Source organism: Caballeronia sp. LZ001 (assembly GCF_031450875.1).
GTDB lineage: Bacteria > Pseudomonadota > Gammaproteobacteria > Burkholderiales > Burkholderiaceae > Caballeronia.
The window spans coordinates 1,991,349-2,008,681 of sequence record NZ_JARTVX010000004.1; the positions used below are offsets into that span (position 1 = coordinate 1,991,349).

The following is a 17,333-nucleotide window of genomic DNA, read 5'->3' on the forward strand; positions in this document are numbered from 1 at the left end:
GAAAGCTATCTTCACTGGTCTAGGCTAGTTTGCCTCGCGAACACACCGACAGTCGAGGACACAAGCGTTGGAAGAACGAAGTCTCGTATCTTGCGTCCAAGTCCAACTCAGTAACACGCCGAAGCGGAGGAAATTCGCGTTTGTTTGCGATGTCGGTTTCACCTTGAAGCCGGCCATCTGTGTATCGAGGATAAATGCACCTTCGTCGGCCATTGCTGACGTTCGTTGACCGCGGGCGGGACCGCTTTTCAACTCTCGACACTTGCCGTTGGTGCCATGGTCTTCTCGAACTTCGGTTCACCTCCCGACCAACGGGCGAAATCGACCCAAAGCGGGCCTAGAGACTTCTTTCGCACCTAGACTGCTTCCGACGATAAAGCAGTCCTTTCCGCGAAACCTCGTTAGTTCGAGATCCCGTGCCAGCGGTCAGCCAAAACGAACGGCTGCTCCAGATTGGGCAGCCCGTCGCACAGATGCTGTGACTTCAAGCGTTTTTGCAGCGTCGAAGCCATCGCAAACCGGTTTCTCCTCTTTTCGAATGAAAGCTCCGAAGTGGCGCATCTGCTCAACATACGGGTTTGCGGATGCGTAGGGCACTTGTTCATCCGCGAGAGGGTGGAACCAACCTCGTTCGCCCGCGTAGTGCCACATGCGCAAGGTAGGCAGCGCCAGGGAGGCATCGGTCCCAGAGATGAAGTGACTCTCGATGAAATTTTTCGAAAACGAAGCGTTTTCGCCGGAAGACGTGTCCCAACTCCAAGGTGATGCTGCCGTATCGGACAGGGTAATCGTCGCGACCGCGCCGTTCTTTAGCTGAATGATGGCGGCAGCCGTATCCTCGACCTCGAAGCCGCGAACCGCATTGGAAGTAATGGCTTGCAGGCTTGCGATCTCGCCGCAAACGAAGCGCAACAAGTCGATCTCATGGATGAGGTTGATCAGCACCGGTCCGGCCGCCGTCGTCCGGCGCCATGCTTCGTTGAAGTAGGCGTCCGGTTTGAGGAAGGTCGCGAGCACGGACGCGGAGACCAGCCGACCCAGCTTGCCATCTTGGATCAACGAGCGTGCCGTCCGGATGATCGGGTTATGTCGACGATGATGACCCACGAGCAAGGGCACGTCTGCATCGGCTGCAGCTTTCGCCAGGCGCAGTGCTTCCTCGACTGTATCGGCAACGGGCTTCTCGACGAGCACGGCGATGCCCGCGTTGATCAGCTCCAGCGACATCGGCACATGCAAGGCGTTCGGAGTTGCGACAATGGCACCGTCGAGCTTCATCTGGTCGACGAGTGCTCGGTGGTCCGCGAACCACGGTATCGAGAACTCGTCGGCCAGCGCCTTCGAAGCGACGTTCGGGTCTGCAATTCCAACGATCTCGACACCTTCGGCCTGGGCAGCGCCGACCAAATGCGCGCGACCGATTGCGCCCGCGCCGATAAGACCCACTCGTGTTACAGACATCGATGCTCTCCTCAGTTCAATGCGTGGTTGCATTGCCCAGCACGGGTGCCGCATTGCTACGGACACGGCCCTGCACATACGCTGCGACGATGGCAATTGCGAGAGGAACCGTCAGGAACAGAAAAAGCTGGCCAAAGTTCCATTTAAAGCTCAGCAGCACGGCGCCAATCGATGCGCCGGAGATGGCACCGAAGCGGCCGATGCCCGTCATCCAGCTGGTGCCGGTGGCACGCATTTCAGTGGGATAGTAGCTCGCAGCCATTGCAGTCCAGCCGGTGTTCGTCGAGTTCGTGCAATAGCCGAGCAGGAAAACGAGAATTATGAGACCGGCGAGGCCGACGTTCAGCTGCGAGATCGCGATCGTGAAGACGAGCGCTGCAAGCAGCGTCGCGATCATGACCTTGTGCGCTTTGAAGCGGTCCATCTCCCAACCGATGACGATATTGCCGAGCGTGCCGCCCACCTGCATCATCGCACCCACCAGCGCCGCGTCGGCGAGCGAGAAATTGTTGTCCTTCACGATGATCGGCAGCCAGCTATTGAGGAAGTAGACCGTCATCAGGTTCATGAACAGTCCGACCCACAGAGCCAGCGTGACGGCGGTGTGCGGCTTCGACACGATGAGTCGGATTGCGCCCTTGCCTGCGTGTCCGCGTTCGGCCGTTGCGAGTTGGGTGGAAGCGTCCACCGTGCCGGGCTGAATCTTGTTGATGATGTTCGCGAGCGCCATACGTCCTTCGTGCTTCACGGCCAGAAACTTTGCGGATTCCGGCAGGACGAAAAACAGCATCACGGCGAACAGGAGCGGAACGATACCGCCGACCACCAGAATCGAATGCCAGCCGTGGGTCGGAACGAGATAGCTGGAGAGAAAGCCACCACCGGCTGCACCCAGCGTGAACCCGCAGTAAATTACCGTCACCATGACCGACCGATGCTTCTTGGGAGCATATTCGGATGCCAGCGTCGCGGCGTTCGGCTGCGATGCGCCCAGACCGAGTCCGGTCAGAAAGCGCAAGACAGAGAGCACTTCGACGTTCGGCGACCATGCGGATGCAAGACTCATCACGCCAAAGAAGATGACGGCGCCAATGATGACCTTGCGACGACCTAAACGGTCCGCCAGCGGCCCGCCGGTGAGCGCGCCGATTGCAAGGCCGAACAGCCCCATGCTGAGCACCGGACCAAGCGCGGCGCGGCTGATTTTCCAGTCAGCGATCAGCGCAGGCGCGATAAAGCCCATCGCGACGACGTCGAAGCCATCGAGAATCAGGACCACGAGGCTCAAAAAAAGAATTTTCCAGTGGAAGCCGGCAAACGGCCTCGAATCCAGGAATTCCTGGACGTTCAGTTGCTTGGCAGGGATGCTCATGTCGTCTCCGGGTTTCTTTGAATGCGGCGTGCTTAAAGCAGTCCGCGCATGTATTCGATGCTGTCGGCGATAGCCTTTTGGTCGTCTTCGTAGGCGGGATGCAGATAATCGATCTCGAGTGCAAGCAAGCCGGCATAGCCGTGCTTGCGTAGCTCGTCGAAGGCATGCGGAATGTCGATGAGACCTTGTCCCAGCGGCACGCTTGGCCAGAAAGCGAACTCGCGCGGATTGCCACTCTTTGCGGTGATGTCCTTGATGTGTGTCGCGCGTGCATACGGCGCGAGTTTCTCGATCGCGACCGCAGGGTCTTCGAGCATGCGCAGATTGTTGGCGGTGTCGAGGCACACGCCGAGCGCGGGCGAATCGACGATCTCGATAAGCTCGACAAGTTCGTCAGCGAGCAGGTCGATATGGTTTTCGATGGCGAGCACGACACCGTGGCTTCTGGCGTGGCTTGCGGCATCGCGCAGCAGCGGAATCAGACGGGCCTTGTGCTCCGACCAGTCATCGATGCGCGTGCGGCGGCCGCCGCAGCAAATGCGCATGACTTTTGCGCCGACCGCCGCGGCAATTTCCGTATGCCGCTTGAGGTCCGCCACTTCTTCCGGCGCCGCGCCCGAGTGCAGGCCACCCGGATGACCCCATGCCCAAACGCGATCAAGTTCGAGTCGGTCGAGTTGGTTGCGCAGACGGGTGATTTCGTCGGGCGTTGGCGTCGGCAGGAAGCACGATTCGAGCGAGACACCATCGACGCCAAGCGCCTGCGCACGGTTGACGAAGCCCTCCATCGTGATCCGCGTGCCCGGATCCTCCTCCAGCACGGGATACACCTCGCCAAAATATCGGTGGTAACTGTAGGAGTCAATGGCTAGCTTCATGTCGGCATCCAAGTTTTTGGTTTAATTTACCAAATGGAATAGTAAACCACTTTTAGGGTTAACACGATAATTTCCAAATGGAACAGCAATCCAGATGGGATAAAATGGGCCTACGTTCATCCTTGCAAACCCCACATGACTGCCGTCCGCGACCGAGCGCTCGCCATCGTCGAGCTGCTTTCCCACCACGTCCACGGGCTCCCGATGTCCGAAGTCGGCGACCGCCTTGGCATTCCACGTACCGCCGCACATCGGCTGCTCACGGATCTAAAGGAAACGGGCTATGTGAAGCAGGACCCCAATACCTCGCAGTACCGGCTCACCGTTAAGCTCGCATCCCTCGGACTGAGCTACCTCGCGGCGACCGGCATCACGGACGCTGCTCAACCCCTGCTCGATGACCTTGCCGAGTTCAGTGGAGAGCTGGTCCGGCTTGCAGTGGCGGAGGGAGATGACCTGATATGGGTGGCGAAGGCGCAAGGCGCTCGCACGGGGCTGCGGCTAGACGCGGACGCGGGACTCGAGATTTACTTTCCGGCGACGGCAAACGGCATCGCATATCTCGCGGCTTTCGATGAGGAGCGCGCGCTGGCGTTGATATCGCGTCAGGGAATGGAGCGCGTCCGGGAGATGGGACCCGGTGCGCCGAAATCGCTCCGTGCACTGCTTGAACAGATTGAACAGGCACGCCAGCGAGGATATGCGGTTGTTTTTGATGCCTATGAGTCTGGGACGAGTGCCATCGCCGCGGTAGTACGGCTCGGCGAGAACAGCGAGCCACTTGGCACGATTAGTATCGCTGGACCGTCTATCCGTATGACAGCGGAACGGATGGACGCGCTCGCCCCGAAGGTGATCGAATGTGCGAAGGGTATGGCGATTGCCAGCCGGAGTTCTCCGTTGTTCGCACGTGGTTGATGCGGGCAGGATCCGAATCATCGGCGCACGGTGCGATATACGAGCGCGGACTACCGCATCGTCCTTGGCAGGACTCCGTTTAAAACCGTTGAGCACTATGGCGACCGCCCGTGGAGATCACGGTCGCACGCTTCATGTTTGAGCTTACGACGTTCGCAAGCGTCAATCCCTTCCCGGTTGAAGCGTGAGCAGAGAATCCCCGCCTCCCACCGTCAATTTGGCTTGCTACTCGGGTTCATTGGCGTTTCCCGCGATGAAATCATCGGCATGCACGGCCTCGACGATTACTACACTGCGACGCGGGCACAAGGCGATCGAATGACGGTTTGCAGAGTGAAGCGGCCGTCTGAACGTCTCACCGATGCGTCAGACGAAAGTCTCTTCATGGCCGATAGCACCAGTTGAATCAGCGTGCCGCCGTGCCGATGCCGGAAGTCTCCATTGTCAACGTCGTGGTGTTCGTGCAAACGAGCACTACCGGCCATGAATCGACGCTCGCTCAACAGTGACATATGGCTGAAACTTGGCGCGTTTGGGTCATTGATCCCATTTGATATCGGCTATTTACTCCGCGTGTGGAATGTGCCAGACGCGCGCGCCGGGGCGACGGTCGAAATGCTGTAAAAAATGGGAATCCCCGCAGAACGTCAGACCACGCCTGTCTATCGTCTGAAGGCCGTCGCGAATGGTTTACGATCCGCGCAGAAGCAGAGGGCGACCGCCTTCGCGTTGCGACCGCCAGTGTCAAGCGCGAGGGAATCACCACACGCGAACGGCACGCTAAGCCGCCAACCGGCTGTAACGTAAATGCACCGAGCAGATCGTGACTCGTCGCTTCTCCATCGGCTCGCCACACTACATGAATACGGCACACAAGCACCTGATTCTGCAGCATATGAGACTGTGATTATCTGCGCAGCGAGTTCCGTGCAACTGTTTTTTTGTCGCGTCGCAGGTTCAGGAATCGTCACCAGTTGAATTTTCTCGTTACAATACAAACGGCAAGCAGCAATAGGGATATGCCGAACGCATATCATGGTCGAGACGATTATTCCGGGGTGGATATGAGCTATCGAAACAAGACTTATGTAGCCTTTGCGAGCGAAGACATCCACTACTACCGTTTAATGGAGGCGTGGCGGGACAATGAACATCTCGAATTCAACTTCTACGACGCCCACGATCTTTACATTTCCCGCGATACCAGCAAACCAGAAACTATCAAAAGAAATCTGCGTGAGCGATTAAAGAATGCAAAACAAATCGTTTTGCTGGGCAGCAGTCATGCGAAAAAGAAGGGCGGCGACGGAATGTCGTTCTTGGCTCATGAGGTCGAAGTAATTATTGAATTAAATTTGCCCGTCGTTGTCGCGAACTTGGATGGGGATCGCAACATCGATACGGCGTTTATACCGACGCCTTTCCTCGACAAGGACTATTACACGCTATCCGTTTCCTATCAGCCGAAGATCATTCGATACGCCTTGGATAATTATGCCTCCGGATATGCAGGGAGAAACAACAAGGGCCCTCACTATTATCCCGATGAACACTATAAAAAAATGTATGGTCCGCCCCGGTTTTGCAAGCGAGCATTGACAGCAAAGCAGTTTGCGTAAATGTATCCGGCCTCTCGCGAGTCAGCCGCTTTTGGCGGCAAGGCCATGATGGGATATGCGCGTTCGGTTCCCAATAAATGGTGGGACCTCAAGAGCCGTTTTTTTGTCCCGGGCTTACCGAACGCCAGTGCACTGTTTCGTCATCAATTGCGCGTCTGCAAACTTAGAAGGGCGATGTGATTCCTGTTATGCGGACGGTTGCCGCAGATAAAACGTTCCTTTCCTGGTGAGCACGGTCCACGCAATACGCGCGAGCTTATTGGCAAGAGCGACGATCACTTTATTTCGATGCACACCGTTGGCTTCCATCTGAGAAATCCACTGCCCCAGATGGTCCTTGCTCCGATCGAGATGTGATACGCACGTTCGCGCGCCGTGTACGAACAGCTTGCGCAAGTACGGGTTGCCTCGCTTGGTGATCCCAAGCAAACGCTGTTTGCCGCCGGTCGAAAACTCACCGGGAACAAGTCCAAGCCACGCGGCAAAGCGGCGACCGGACTTAAACTGTGTACCAGTGCCTGCAAAAGCCGTAATGGCCGTTGCCGTCAGGTGTGCAATGCCAGGGATGGAAGTTAGTCGTGTGGCGGCATCATCGGCACCGGAGATGGCTTCGATCTGGCGACGCAGTTGCAGGAGTCGCGCTTCGAGGGATCGGTGCTCTTGCCACAGTTCCTGCAAAAGCTCTCGCATCGCTGCTGTCAAACCATTGCCATCGTCTGAGAGAATTCCAGGCATATCGCGGACAAAATACGCAGGACCTGCGCCGATAGTCAGCCCGTACTCGAGCAGAAACGCACGAGCTTGGTTTACGGTCGCAGTCTTGCAACGCACCAGCCGTTCGCGGACCCGGTGCAGTGCTTGCAGATCGAGTTGCGCTTCGGTCTTGGGCTCAGTAAAGCGCATCGTCGGCCTGGAGATTGCCTCGGCGATGGCTTCCGCGTCGCCGAGGTCAGTCTTGTTAGACTTGACGAACGGCTTGACGAACTGCGCAGGAACAATATGTACCTCATGCCCGAGACAAGCCGCTTTGCGCGCCAACCAGTTGCTTCCCGGACACGCTTCCATGCCGACGATCGTCGGTGCTGCTCGGGCCAGAAACTGAAGTAGCCGCTCACGATTGAATCGGCTTCGGAACACAGGGTTGCCCTTAGTATCAAGGCCGACGACATGAAACACAGACTTGCCAATGTCAATTCCCAAGCGGGCGATCGCCGTTGAGCATTGCTGACTCATCACACACCTCCTTACTCAGTAATCGGTGTCAACCCAGATTACGCCATTTCGGGAGGGGCGGACCATCCTATTAATGGAATTTAAGCGTGAACATTTTGAATGACATGATGAAGTGGAGATTTTGGCGCCATTTCTTTCTCAATTTTTTTGCCTGTGCCGGCGCTATATCTGCCACATTGCAATTTACGAATATTCTTTTTCCAGCCTGGACGTATTTTCAAGGTATCCATACGCTGCTCGCGGTGATTTTGATCAGTCTCGTCGTTGGACTTTTCTTGTCATGGCCACGCCCCATCGAAGCTGCGTACAACGCCCCAAATATGCGTATTCGGATTATTAAGGGTGATATCCTTAAGCAGAATGAACATTTGGTGGTTGGTACTTGTGACACGTTTGACACCGAGACGCCAATCATTGCGAAAGAAAGTCTGCAAGGCCAAGCGCTTGACGTTCTCTTCGGCGGGGATCGGCGTGACTTGGACGAAAAACTATCTGCGGCTCTCCATGGTAAAGCCATTGAAGGTAAGATTGATAAGGAAGGCAAAACTCAACTTTACGGTATCGGGTCGGTGGCAGTTGTCAAACACGGTGGACGGAATATTTTCTTCTTGGCGTATTGCCGAATGAATCAAAGCAATGAGGCTCGTGCTTCCATTGACGATGTTTGGAAAAGTCTGTTGTCACTATGGGGCGCGATTTCCACGCATGGTAATGGCAAATCAGTTTCAATTCCTGTAATCGGTGGAGGGCAGGCACGCTTGTCGAGCGTGTTACCTGCACAAGATTCAATCCGCTTTATTATTTTGTCATTCATGTTTGCGTCACGGAAAGAAAAGATATGCGACGAACTCAGAATAGTCGTGCGCGACCGAGACTACGAGAAGCTTGATAGACTAGAACTGCAATCGTTCCTTTCTTCCCTCCGACCATCGTAACGTATGTCGAATATTGACCTTCCCGATGATGGAACCTGCGCTTTTTGCGCCTATCTTCGCGGAGAGCGCCCCTTTACCATTCTGGCCCGTACGGCACTTACAGCGACTTTGGTGACACGGGAACAGCGGGGCTATCCGCATTTGCTGATTCTTCCTGTCCGTCACATCAGTACAGTTTTGGACTTGACAAATGAAGAGGCGAGCGCGCTGATGATTGCAGTGCGCGACGCCGCCCACGCAATCGACGAGTGCTACGCGAGACCGGGAATCGCGGTATGGCAAAACAACGGCGTACCAGCCGGACAAGCTATTAGCCACGTTCACTTTCATGTCGCCGGAACGCTGGATGTTGGTGGAACCGAATGGGGCGATGTCCCTGAGCTATCCGTCGCTGACACAGACGACATTGCAGATAGACTCAGGAGTGCATTCAAGCGACCTTAAGAGCGCGGACAGGTTATCCGTACAGTCTGTCTCACACCGCTCCGCCGCGCTCTAAGATTTGAGGGTTTCTTGGGCTTTCGCTCCTACTCGCCGTGCGTGGCATATACGCAGCGTGGCGCGGTCCTGAAGAACGAAATAGTCTCCTTCGATTCCGACCAACCGGACTCCGTGAATGGCGGGCCAGCTGAATGCGGGCGACGCCTTGTATGGGAAAAACTCGTAAAGTCTGCGACGCACATCAGTTTCTACGTCGGTTAACTCGTCCCGCAGAACTCGATACCACATCTGCACTTCCATTGGGACGCCGCCCGCCATCACGGGTTTAGGGAATATGGTTCGACCATTGACCGTAATCGCATAGTTCGCACCGTTTGAACGCAACGCTTTGATCTGCTGCGGCGTAAAGATGTTTCCAGTAACCATGTTTGGCGCTATGTGCAATTCCGGCCAGTTGCGATCAACGATCTCCAGCAGTCGCGGGTTTTCAAAGAGATAGGGCTCGGCGTGAGACACAATGTCGATCAAGTAGGCTTTTTCGCCATCCAGACGCAGCAGCAAAAGTTCGGATTTTCCGCGCTCGCGAGATACGAAACCATCCTTGCCTGCGGTGTCAATGCTGTTTAAATGCAAGTGATGGACGCCCCATGACAGCAGCAGATAATCCTTGTGCGCAGGCACCACTGCCTGCTTCGAGAGGTAGGGCCTCACACTCTTGCCCTCTCGAAGTCGGGACGTTATTTCTTCCAGCGCCTTTCGGCGAACCTTGAACTTGGGGTTTTGAGTTAGTTCGATCGAAAATTGGACCGCATATGGAGTCGGCGGAATCGTTCGCTCCGTGTATGTACATAACATAGCGAACCGATCAAAGGCTGTTTCGCGTGCGTGCGCTCGATGCCCAAGACCACTCAATCGCTCGACGGTTAAGGAGTCAAGGTCGGCTATCAAGTCCATCGCCACAAGTAATCGCATACCGTCCGTTACGCGAGTTCAGGGTATCAGGATTTTAACTGTTTCAGCCTTTTGAACGGCCCGCCGCGCCGCTCGCCTGGGTCCGTTTGAGATATCGGCATGGGCCCGCGAGGGCCTTACGCGCGCCGAGACCTCGGGTAGGGTGTGCATTTTTCTGCCAACGCACTCTACAGCACTGTTTTTATATACAGCATATGACCGACCGAACGCCTTGTCTTACCGTGAGACTCATGCCAATATACTGTTCGTATATACAGTGCATCAGGACTTAAAATCCGCCGCCTAACGGCTTGCCGGTTCAAGTCCGGTCCCCGGTACCACTCGCCCATGGTTTCACGCTGAATCGACAGCATAAAGCCAGTCGTCTTTTATCGCGGCGCGCGCTGTTTCCGTTCAGACTTGAACGACCACGAACACAATTGAAACCACCACGCGGGTGATAGCGCTGCGGGCCGAGACCGCGCCCCGCTGCGGGATCAACCCCGTTGCGCTTTCCTTCGCCTGCCTGCTTCATCGACACTGCGGATCACACCGCATTCAACAAGCGTTCTGCATCCCTCACTGCATCGAACAAGGCTTCGATCGGCGTTTCGCGGTCGAGCAGGCAGAGATGCTCGATATCGAACGGCAACGCATCCACACCGATAAACCTCACGGTGCCTCCAAAACATTCACGTCCTCTTCCCCGGCGAACCGAGGCGATATAGTTCGGCGTGACGTAAAGCGCAACGGGCGTCATGGCAATCTCCGCAAACTGGCTTGAGCCGATCGGCGCAGGACCGAGCGGTAAGGCCAAGTCTAGCGGCCGATAATTCGCGCGCGCACCCTCGCCTCGCGGGGATGACATCCCTCCCTGCGCCGCCACCCGCCGTTACAACCCGTGCGCCAATACGCGCGCGATGTAGTGGCGCCCCCACGCCTCGCCATGCGCGAGGGCTCCCGCTATCGTCTCGAACGGACCGTGCGGGCCGATCATCTCGCCGGAATCATCGACCAGCCGCGAGCCGTGCACCGCTTTTCCGTCGATGCGCGCCACCCGCACACGAACCGCATAGCCCGCGCCGGACTCGTTTTCGCTTTCTTCCGCGTTGAGCGCCAGCAGATATTCGCCGGCTTCGATATCTTTGCGCATGACGATGGCCTCCACAAAACGAAACGCTATTCGCCGATTGTGCTACCGCCGCGCGCCGCATGCACGACAGGCAAGCACGCCAACGAGCACGACGCCGATGCGGTCACGCAAGCCGCGCCCGCATGTTATAAAGCTCGCCATCCCCTGATTTCGCTCCGATGCGCCCTCGCGCGGCCGAGCATTCACCCTGTTCACCAATGATTACCCGTTCCCGCCTCTTCTTGCTGGTCTGCCTTCCGCTCGTGCTCTTGTCCGGCTGCACTTCCTATTACCGCAACGTCGAAACGTGCAAGGACCGCGTGCGCGCCGAGTATCCCGACGCCGCAAGCGCGCCACTGAAGCTCACCGGATCGGGCGCAAGCTACCACGGTTCGCGCGTCGTCGTGCGCGGCGAATTCCCGACGCAGCCCAAGCCGCCCGCCACGAAAATCGTCCAGACGCCCGCCGCCGCCGAATGCACGTTCGCCGAGAACACGCTGACCGGCTTTCAATGGCTCGCGCCCGCCAGGCTCGTGAAGAAGCCGCAGCCCACGGACGATGCCGCGCAGTAAAGCGGGCGACCGGAAGCGCGCATCTCCACGGCGGCTCGCCGCCGTTCTCGCGCTCAACTCAAGGCAACCATGACCGCTTCGTCCGATTCCTCGAGTCATCATCAGCACTATTCGCGCGCCACGCTCTGGCTGCTTGCGACCATCGCGGGCGTATCGGTCGCCAACATCTACTTCAATCAGCCGCTGCTGGGCGATTTCCGTGGCTCGTTTCCCGGCAGCGCGTATCTGATCGGCGCGGTGCCCGCCGCGACGCAACTCGGCTACGCGCTCGGCATGCTCGTGCTGGCGCCGCTCGGCGATCGCTTCGACCGGCGGCTTCTGATCCTGCTCCAACTGGCCGCGCTCGGCGTGGCGCTCGTGGTGGCGTGCATCGCGCCGACGCTCGCCGTGCTGATCGCCGCGAGTCTTGCCATTGGCGTCGTCGCGACCATCGCGCAACAAGCCGTGCCGTTCGCCGCCGAACTCGCGCCAGCCGCCGAGCGCGGTCATGCCGTCGGCACGGTGATGAGCGGTCTATTGCTCGGCATCCTGCTCGCGCGGACGGTGTCGGGTTTCGTCGCCGAATACTTCGGCTGGCGCGCGGTATTCGGCGCTTCAGTGATCGCGACGATCGTGCTGGCGGTCGTCGTCGTTGCGCGGCTGCCGAAGAGCCGTCCGACGTCTACCTTGCCCTACGGCAAGCTGCTCGTGTCGATGTGGCATCTCGCTGTCGAGAATCCCGGGCTTCGCGAAGCGTCGCTCACGGGCGGCGCGCTCTTTGCAGCATTCAGCGCGTTCTGGTCGCTGCTCACACTCCTGCTCGCGGGCGAGCCGTTTCACATGGGACCGCAGGCCGCGGGACTATTCGGTATCGTCGGCGCGGCGGGCGCGCTCGCGGCGCCGCTTGCGGGCAAGTCGGCGGACCGGCGCGGGCCGCGCGCGGTGATCACGTTGTCCATCGGGCTCGTTGCGCTGTCGTTCGTGGTGTTCGCGTTTTCGGCGCGCAGCATCGCGGGGCTGGTCATCGGCGTGATCGTGCTCGATATCGGCGTGCAGGCCGCGCAGATATCCAACCAGTCGCGCATCTACGCATTGAAGCCGGAGGCGCGCAGCCGCGTGAATACGGTTTATATGGTGGCTTACTTTATTGGCGGGGCGTTGGGATCGGCGCTGGCTTCGCTCGCCTGGCACGCAATGGGATGGACGGGCGTCTGCCTGGTCGGGCTGGCTGCGACGGCGCTGGCGGCGTTCAGTCACTGGCGCGGGCGGGAAGCGGCGGATTCGTTGGCGGATTCCGGCGGCGGGGATCGCTAACCGCGCTCACCTTCTCTTTCCCGCGCGTGCCGGCAAAGCGCATCCAGCACCCGATCGAACTCCAGCGATTTATCGAAGAAATGGCGCACGCCATATTGCTGGCAGCGCTCGCGATACGTCGGCAACGCGTGATTGGTGAGCACCGCGACAAAGGCCTCGTCGTGTATGGATCCCTTGCCGCTCTCCTGCAACCACGCCAGTACCTCGATGCCCGAGCCGTGCCTGAGTTGCAAGTCGATGATCACCGCATGGAACCGCTGCGACGACAAGAGCGCGATGGCTTCGTCCGGAGCCTCGGCGAACGCGGTCACGCGCCACGGACCGAGCGCGTCGATGGCTTCGGTCAGGCTGCGCCGGATCAGCGGGGAATCCTCGATAAGCAGCACCGCGAGCGGCGTGTCGCGCGCTTCGCGTTGCTGCGCACGGTCGTCGGTGATGATGTGCTTGCCCACTTCGGGCGCCCTCCGGTTCAGCTTGCCGTCCGACTGCGCGTCGCGCTATTCGATCAGGCCGTTCTTGATTGCGTAATACGTGAGATCCGCGTTGTTCGCCAGCCTCATTTTTTCGAGCACGCGCGCGCGGTACGTGCTCACCGTCTTCACCGACAGATGCAGCTCTTCCGCGATCTCAGTCGGAATACGCCCGGCCGCGAGTTTGCAGAAGACCTGAAACTCGCGCTCGGACAACGCCTCGTGCGGGCGTTCGGCGGCAGGCTTGTCGAGCTTGTCGGCGAGCGCGTCGGCGATGAATTCCGACAGATACCGATGCCCGCGCGCCACCGTGCGAATCGCCCGGACGATTTCCTCCGGCGCCGCGTCCTTGTTCAGATAACCGTTCGCGCCCGCCTTCAACAAGTTGATCGCGTACTGACTCTCGGGATAGCCCGACAGCATCAGCACGCCCTGCTCCGGACGAATCTGCTTGATGACACGCAAGGTATCGACGCCGTTCTTGTCGGGCATCGCGATGTCGAGCAACACCACGTCGAACGCCTGAACGCGCACGTGCGCGATGGTTTCGTCGCCAGTGGAGGCTTCCGCCGCCACTTCCATATCGGGTTCGTCCGCGACGAACTGCTTGAAACCGCTGCGTACGATCGCATGGTCGTCGGCTATCAGGACTCGGATCATTCGCGCTTGAAATCAGGGATGAGCCGCCATTGTACGCATGCGCCCACGCAAAAGATGCGCGGTCTCGGACGAGTTCCGCGCATCGCGTGACGTCATGCCGGCATGCCCTGCTATTTAGCCGTTACGGCCTTCCAGCAGATCGGCCATGTCGTCGGCGTGCTCTTCTTCCACCGCCAGGATGTCTTCGAAGATACGGCGCGTGGTGACATCCTTGTCGCCGAGATAGCGAATGATCTCGCGATACGTATCGATCGCAATCCGCTCGGCGATCAGATTCTCGCGGATCATGTCGATCAGGTCCGAGCCTTCCTTGTACTCGGAATGCGAGCGCGACTTCAGGCTGTCGGGTGCGAAGTTCGGCGCCCCGCCCAGTTGGACGATGCGCTCCGCGAGCGTATCGGCGTGTTCCTGTTCCTCGTTGGCGTGTTCGAGAAACTCTGCCGCCACAGCTTCAGAATGAATGCCCTTGGCCATGAAGTAGTGACGCTTGTAGCGCAGCGTGCAGACGATTTCCGTCGCGAGCGAGTCGTTCAGCAGCTTGAGCACGACTTCGCGGTCGGCGCCGTAGCTCGGCGTGACCGGGCCCTCGTCCATGTGCGTGCGCGCATCGGCGCGGATCTTTTCCACGTCGAGGACAAATGCGTCCCGCGATTGAGTCGGCGCGGCTTGTACAGCAGACGATTTGGACATTTGGTTCGCTCCTTGATATTTGATGAAAGACGTTCGCTAGAGCAGGCCTACGCGTGCCGCTTCGTTCATAGGGCCCTGCTATCCAATCAAAAACTCCGATGCACGCGCCATGCCTGCTCCCACCAATGCCTCGCAAAAGGCGCGGAAAAGGCGCGGGCCGCGCGAGCGGCCCGGTGCGGCAAGGCTTTCAGGCGTACGTCAGGTTCGGAACACGCCCAGCAGCAACGTGACGACGAACACCACCAGGAAAATGTAGAAAAGGATCTTGGCGATTTCCGCGGCGCCCGCGGCAATGCCGGTAAAGCCGAACACGGCCGCGATTATCGCGATGACGAAGAAAACGGCAGCGTAATGAAGCATGGAATCCCCCTGACTTGCTTTTGATGGTCTGATTCAGGTTCGGGCGCGAGTGAGTTGGTCGCTAATCGACTATTTTCTTGGTGACGACGAAACCGAGTACCAGGAACACGACGCACAAAATCAGGAACAGCACGAACAAGAATTTGGCGATGGTCGCAGCGCCCGCCGCCACACCCGTGAACCCGAGAAGACCGGCGATCACGGCCACGATCGCGAAAAACAATGCCCACTTCAGCATGATCGTTCCCCGTTGGAATGATTGAAAAATGATGACGAACCCATGCTAGCCGGGCCTTTGGGCGCGCGCATCCGGGCTGGCTCCTTTTTTGCTGTGGGAATCCACCGACATCCGCTTTCAAACGGCTTTGCCGGCGTGGCTCACGACGCCCGCCGGAACCGCAGAAACACACCATGAGCCACGTTCTAAAAGACGCCGCGCCGGCAGCATCTGAAACTCCACAGGGACTCGCCCGGCGCGCGACGCGTATCAACGAATGGATGCATCGCTATAGCTGGGCGGTCGCGATGACGGTGGCTATCGTCATTACCGTCGGCGGGCTCGTGATTTTGGAATCGGGGCGCATGCGCATCGCGGCCGAGTACGAGACCGCACTCGATGCAAAAAGCGCCACCGCGCAGTTATCGTCGCTGGCGGCCGATATCGCCACGCTCAGCGCCGAGGAACGCGGTTTCGCGCTCGCCGCCGACGACACCTACAAGAGCCACTTCGCGCAAACGGCCGGGCGCGTGCGCCGCGCGTTGACATCGCTCGATAGCTATTACCGCCGCATCGGCGATGACGCCGCGCTTGCGAGCTTCGCGCAGATTCGCGCGGCCGCCGACGAGAACATCGCGCAAGGCGAGGCGCATCTCGCCGATCTGTCGAAGACGCCCGCGGATGCGGAAATGCGCGCACGCGTCGTAGCGACGCCGTCGCCCGACACCAGCGCCACGCTCGATGCCGCGCTCGCCCTCCTGCGGCTGAACGAAGAGCAACGCGCGCAGCACGCGCTCGATGCAAGCCGCGCCGATCAGCGCATTTCCACGCTGTGCGTCGGCGCGTTGTGCGCGCTCAACATCGTCCTGTTCCTGCTGCTGTTCCGCAATCTCGGTATCCAGTTGGACAAGCAGGACCGCGTGCAGAAGAAGCTCATTACGCAGCAGGAGGAACTCGACCGGCTCGTGTTCGAACGCACGCGTCAGCTCGAAGCGCTCGCGTGGCATTTGCAATCCGTGAGCGAAAACGAAAAGACCGAACTTGCGCGCGAACTGCACGACGAACTCGGCTCCATTCTTACCGCGAGCAAGATGGATGTCGCGTGGGTGCGCGGCAAGCTCAGGACGAGCGAACCCGCCATGTCCGACAAGCTCGCGCGCGCCATCGGCAATCTGGACCAGGGAATTGCGCTCAAGCGGCGGATTATCGAAGACATGCGGCCGACCGTGCTTGCCAACTTCGGTCTCGTGACCGCGCTGCGCTCGCTCGCCGATGAAGCCGCGCAACGCAACGGCTGGAGCGTCGAATTCGATCTTCCCGGCGACGATGTAAAGCTCGGCGAGGCTATCGAGATCGCGCTCTTTCGGGTGGCGCAGGAGACGCTCACGAACGCGGCGAAATACGCGCGCGCGAACCGCATCGAAATCGCGCTCGCGCTCGATGGTGACGACGTTGCGCTCGCTATCGCGGATGACGGCATCGGCATACGTCCGCAGGATTTGAAGCGCACGCAGACGCACGGCCTGGTCGGCATGCGTCAGCGCGTGTCGGCGCGCGGCGGGCGCTTCGAGATCGAACGCGTGGCGCCGCATGGCACGCGCATCAGCGTGTCGATGCCACGCGAGCGCAGCGCGGGTGCGTTCATCGATGCAAGCACGCCGGCGGCCGTTCCGCTTGCTTGATTACGTAGGACGATACTTACGCCAATAGCAGAGACGGCCGACACCAAAAACCCGTGCGCGCCTACAGCGTCGACTACGCCGCTTTTTTATGATTGATCACAACGGAAGCCTCGAAGGGCTACCCGAGTTTCTAATTCAAGGGGAACACACATGACTCGAATCATCGCTTTGCTGCTGATCGCCGGCACCGCCGCGCTCGCGGGCTGCAATACCATGTCGGGCGCGGGCCAGGATATCTCGAAGGGCGGTCAGGCTATTTCGAATTCGGCCGAAGAGCATAAGTAAATTGGCCGCGGCGCGGTGAGCCAGGCGCTCATCGCGTTGATGTTTCGTGCTGATTTTCTGTCGTCCCGTCATGTTTTTGGCGGGATTTTTTTCGTTTGTCTTTAGTACGTGAAAGAGCGTGGATGCGTGGCACCTGAGGCTTGCTTGCCTCGCGTGATCGGCGA

20 protein-coding genes are annotated in these 17,333 nt (G+C 58.8%); 8 read left to right on the forward strand and 12 right to left on the reverse strand.

All coding sequences use genetic code 11. From position 1 onward, the window contains the following. Positions 1-426: 426 nt before the first annotated feature. The 3 genes from P9292_RS20115 to P9292_RS20125 are packed head-to-tail and all read right to left on the reverse strand — an operon-like array spanning position 427 to position 3,711. Entirely contained in the window at positions 427-1,515 is a 1,089-nt protein-coding gene (locus P9292_RS20115) for a Gfo/Idh/MocA family oxidoreductase (RefSeq protein WP_309964099.1), read from the reverse strand. Further along, entirely contained in the window at positions 1,478-2,833 is a 1,356-nt protein-coding gene (locus P9292_RS20120) for an aromatic acid/H+ symport family MFS transporter (RefSeq protein ID WP_309960937.1), read from the reverse strand. The genes P9292_RS20115 and P9292_RS20120 overlap by 38 nt, the downstream gene beginning before the upstream one ends. 32 nt (positions 2,834-2,865) lie before the next feature. After that, complete coding sequence (locus P9292_RS20125; protein WP_309960939.1) at positions 2,866-3,711, reverse strand: sugar phosphate isomerase/epimerase family protein; 846 nt, start codon at positions 3,709-3,711, stop codon at positions 2,866-2,868. A 135-nt stretch (positions 3,712-3,846) separates the two neighbouring features. Between P9292_RS20125 and P9292_RS20130 the strand changes: the two genes are divergently transcribed. Both P9292_RS20130 and P9292_RS20135 read left to right on the forward strand, forming a co-directional pair. Further along, positions 3,847-4,629, forward strand: a complete 783-nt coding sequence (locus P9292_RS20130; RefSeq protein ID WP_309960941.1) for an IclR family transcriptional regulator — start codon at positions 3,847-3,849, stop codon at positions 4,627-4,629. Between the two features lie 1,019 nt (positions 4,630-5,648). Continuing rightward, positions 5,649-6,248 carry a TIR domain-containing protein gene (locus P9292_RS20135; protein ID WP_309960943.1) on the forward strand — a complete coding sequence of 200 codons (600 nt, stop codon included), beginning with the start codon at positions 5,649-5,651 and terminating at the stop codon, positions 6,246-6,248. Between the two features lie 186 nt (positions 6,249-6,434). Here the strand turns inward: P9292_RS20135 and P9292_RS20140 are convergent, their stop codons facing one another. Beyond that, the gene (locus tag P9292_RS20140; protein WP_309960945.1) at positions 6,435-7,481 is read right to left on the reverse strand and encodes an IS110 family transposase; all 1,047 of its coding nucleotides are present in this window, start codon (positions 7,479-7,481) and stop codon (positions 6,435-6,437) included. A gap of 86 nt (positions 7,482-7,567) precedes the next feature. Between P9292_RS20140 and P9292_RS20145 the strand changes: the two genes are divergently transcribed. Together P9292_RS20145 and P9292_RS20150 are read left to right on the forward strand one after the other, a co-directional pair. After that, positions 7,568-8,416: a macro domain-containing protein gene (locus P9292_RS20145; protein WP_309842322.1), complete on the forward strand. Its 849-nt coding sequence runs from the start codon at positions 7,568-7,570 to the stop codon at positions 8,414-8,416. Positions 8,417-8,419: 3 nt separating this feature from the next. Continuing rightward, a complete protein-coding gene (locus P9292_RS20150; RefSeq protein WP_309842319.1) occupies positions 8,420-8,860 on the forward strand; it encodes an HIT family protein in 441 nt (146 codons plus the stop codon). A 51-nt stretch (positions 8,861-8,911) separates the two neighbouring features. Here P9292_RS20150 and P9292_RS20155 read toward each other — a convergent pair whose 3' ends face one another. The 3 genes from P9292_RS20155 to P9292_RS20165 all read right to left on the reverse strand — a co-directional run bounded on the left by P9292_RS20155 (position 8,912) and on the right by P9292_RS20165 (position 10,976). Further along, a complete protein-coding gene (locus tag P9292_RS20155; protein ID WP_309842317.1) occupies positions 8,912-9,538 on the reverse strand; it encodes a hypothetical protein in 627 nt (208 codons plus the stop codon). Positions 9,539-10,355: 817 nt separating this feature from the next. Further along, entirely contained in the window at positions 10,356-10,568 is a 213-nt protein-coding gene (locus P9292_RS20160) for a hypothetical protein (protein WP_250464302.1), read from the reverse strand. Positions 10,569-10,700: 132 nt separating this feature from the next. After that, positions 10,701-10,976: a hypothetical protein gene (locus P9292_RS20165; RefSeq protein WP_244827572.1), complete on the reverse strand. Its 276-nt coding sequence runs from the start codon at positions 10,974-10,976 to the stop codon at positions 10,701-10,703. Positions 10,977-11,158: 182 nt separating this feature from the next. On the opposite strand from P9292_RS20165, the gene P9292_RS20170 reads away from it, so the two are divergent. Both P9292_RS20170 and P9292_RS20175 read left to right on the forward strand, forming a co-directional pair. Then, positions 11,159-11,512, forward strand: coding sequence for a hypothetical protein (locus tag P9292_RS20170; protein WP_244827571.1), 354 nt, complete (start codon positions 11,159-11,161; stop codon positions 11,510-11,512). 69 nt (positions 11,513-11,581) lie between these two features. Beyond that, positions 11,582-12,805, forward strand: a complete 1,224-nt coding sequence (locus P9292_RS20175) for an MFS transporter (RefSeq protein ID WP_309960947.1) — start codon at positions 11,582-11,584, stop codon at positions 12,803-12,805. Here P9292_RS20175 and P9292_RS20180 read toward each other — a convergent pair. The 5 genes from P9292_RS20180 to P9292_RS20200 form a co-directional block, all read right to left on the reverse strand. Next, positions 12,802-13,257 carry a response regulator gene (locus P9292_RS20180; protein ID WP_309960950.1) on the reverse strand — a complete coding sequence of 152 codons (456 nt, stop codon included), beginning with the start codon at positions 13,255-13,257 and terminating at the stop codon, positions 12,802-12,804. The two genes, P9292_RS20175 and P9292_RS20180, sit on opposite strands and share 4 nt — an antisense overlap. Positions 13,258-13,302: 45 nt before the next feature. Continuing rightward, positions 13,303-13,935 carry a response regulator transcription factor gene (locus P9292_RS20185; RefSeq protein WP_244827568.1) on the reverse strand — a complete coding sequence of 211 codons (633 nt, stop codon included), beginning with the start codon at positions 13,933-13,935 and terminating at the stop codon, positions 13,303-13,305. A 114-nt stretch (positions 13,936-14,049) separates the two neighbouring features. Beyond that, positions 14,050-14,625, reverse strand: a complete 576-nt coding sequence (locus P9292_RS20190; protein ID WP_244827567.1) for a bacterioferritin — start codon at positions 14,623-14,625, stop codon at positions 14,050-14,052. A gap of 198 nt (positions 14,626-14,823) precedes the next feature. After that, the gene (locus P9292_RS20195; protein WP_040048814.1) at positions 14,824-14,985 is read right to left on the reverse strand and encodes a DUF1328 domain-containing protein; all 162 of its coding nucleotides are present in this window, start codon (positions 14,983-14,985) and stop codon (positions 14,824-14,826) included. Positions 14,986-15,046: 61 nt separating this feature from the next. Beyond that, a complete protein-coding gene (locus tag P9292_RS20200) occupies positions 15,047-15,223 on the reverse strand; it encodes a DUF1328 domain-containing protein (protein WP_132450940.1) in 177 nt (58 codons plus the stop codon). 173 nt (positions 15,224-15,396) lie between these two features. Here P9292_RS20200 and P9292_RS20205 point away from each other — a divergent pair, with 173 nt between their 5' ends. Both P9292_RS20205 and P9292_RS20210 read left to right on the forward strand, forming a co-directional pair. Beyond that, positions 15,397-16,884 carry a sensor histidine kinase gene (locus P9292_RS20205; RefSeq protein ID WP_244827566.1) on the forward strand — a complete coding sequence of 496 codons (1,488 nt, stop codon included), beginning with the start codon at positions 15,397-15,399 and terminating at the stop codon, positions 16,882-16,884. Between the two features lie 150 nt (positions 16,885-17,034). Beyond that, positions 17,035-17,169 (forward strand): entericidin A/B family lipoprotein, encoded by a 135-nt coding sequence (locus P9292_RS20210; RefSeq protein ID WP_244827565.1) that lies wholly within the window; start codon positions 17,035-17,037, stop codon positions 17,167-17,169. Positions 17,170-17,333 lie beyond the last annotated feature (164 nt).

Bases quoted from the DNA above. Each gene is read 5' to 3' on its own strand.
- P9292_RS20210 (WP_244827565.1), top strand. From the start codon at position 17,035: ATGACTCGAATCATCGCTTTGCTGCTGATCGCCGGCACCGCCGCGCTC.
- P9292_RS20185 (WP_244827568.1), bottom strand. From the start codon at position 13,935: ATGATCCGAGTCCTGATAGCCGACGACCATGCGATCGTACGCAGCGGT.
- P9292_RS20195 (WP_040048814.1), bottom strand. From the start codon at position 14,985: ATGCTTCATTACGCTGCCGTTTTCTTCGTCATCGCGATAATCGCGGCC.
- P9292_RS20170 (WP_244827571.1), top strand. From the start codon at position 11,159: ATGATTACCCGTTCCCGCCTCTTCTTGCTGGTCTGCCTTCCGCTCGTG.
- P9292_RS20115 (WP_309964099.1), bottom strand. From the start codon at position 1,515: ATGCGGCACCCGTGCTGGGCAATGCAACCACGCATTGAACTGAGGAGA.
- P9292_RS20140 (WP_309960945.1), bottom strand. From the start codon at position 7,481: ATGAGTCAGCAATGCTCAACGGCGATCGCCCGCTTGGGAATTGACATT.
- P9292_RS20150 (WP_309842319.1), top strand. From the start codon at position 8,420: ATGTCGAATATTGACCTTCCCGATGATGGAACCTGCGCTTTTTGCGCC.
- P9292_RS20190 (WP_244827567.1), bottom strand. From the start codon at position 14,625: ATGTCCAAATCGTCTGCTGTACAAGCCGCGCCGACTCAATCGCGGGAC.
- P9292_RS20130 (WP_309960941.1), top strand. From the start codon at position 3,847: ATGACTGCCGTCCGCGACCGAGCGCTCGCCATCGTCGAGCTGCTTTCC.
- P9292_RS20200 (WP_132450940.1), bottom strand. From the start codon at position 15,223: ATGCTGAAGTGGGCATTGTTTTTCGCGATCGTGGCCGTGATCGCCGGT.
- P9292_RS20120 (WP_309960937.1), bottom strand. From the start codon at position 2,833: ATGAGCATCCCTGCCAAGCAACTGAACGTCCAGGAATTCCTGGATTCG.
- P9292_RS20205 (WP_244827566.1), top strand. From the start codon at position 15,397: ATGAGCCACGTTCTAAAAGACGCCGCGCCGGCAGCATCTGAAACTCCA.
- P9292_RS20125 (WP_309960939.1), bottom strand. From the start codon at position 3,711: ATGAAGCTAGCCATTGACTCCTACAGTTACCACCGATATTTTGGCGAG.
- P9292_RS20160 (WP_250464302.1), bottom strand. From the start codon at position 10,568: ATGACGCCCGTTGCGCTTTACGTCACGCCGAACTATATCGCCTCGGTT.
- P9292_RS20135 (WP_309960943.1), top strand. From the start codon at position 5,649: ATGCCGAACGCATATCATGGTCGAGACGATTATTCCGGGGTGGATATG.
- P9292_RS20175 (WP_309960947.1), top strand. From the start codon at position 11,582: ATGACCGCTTCGTCCGATTCCTCGAGTCATCATCAGCACTATTCGCGC.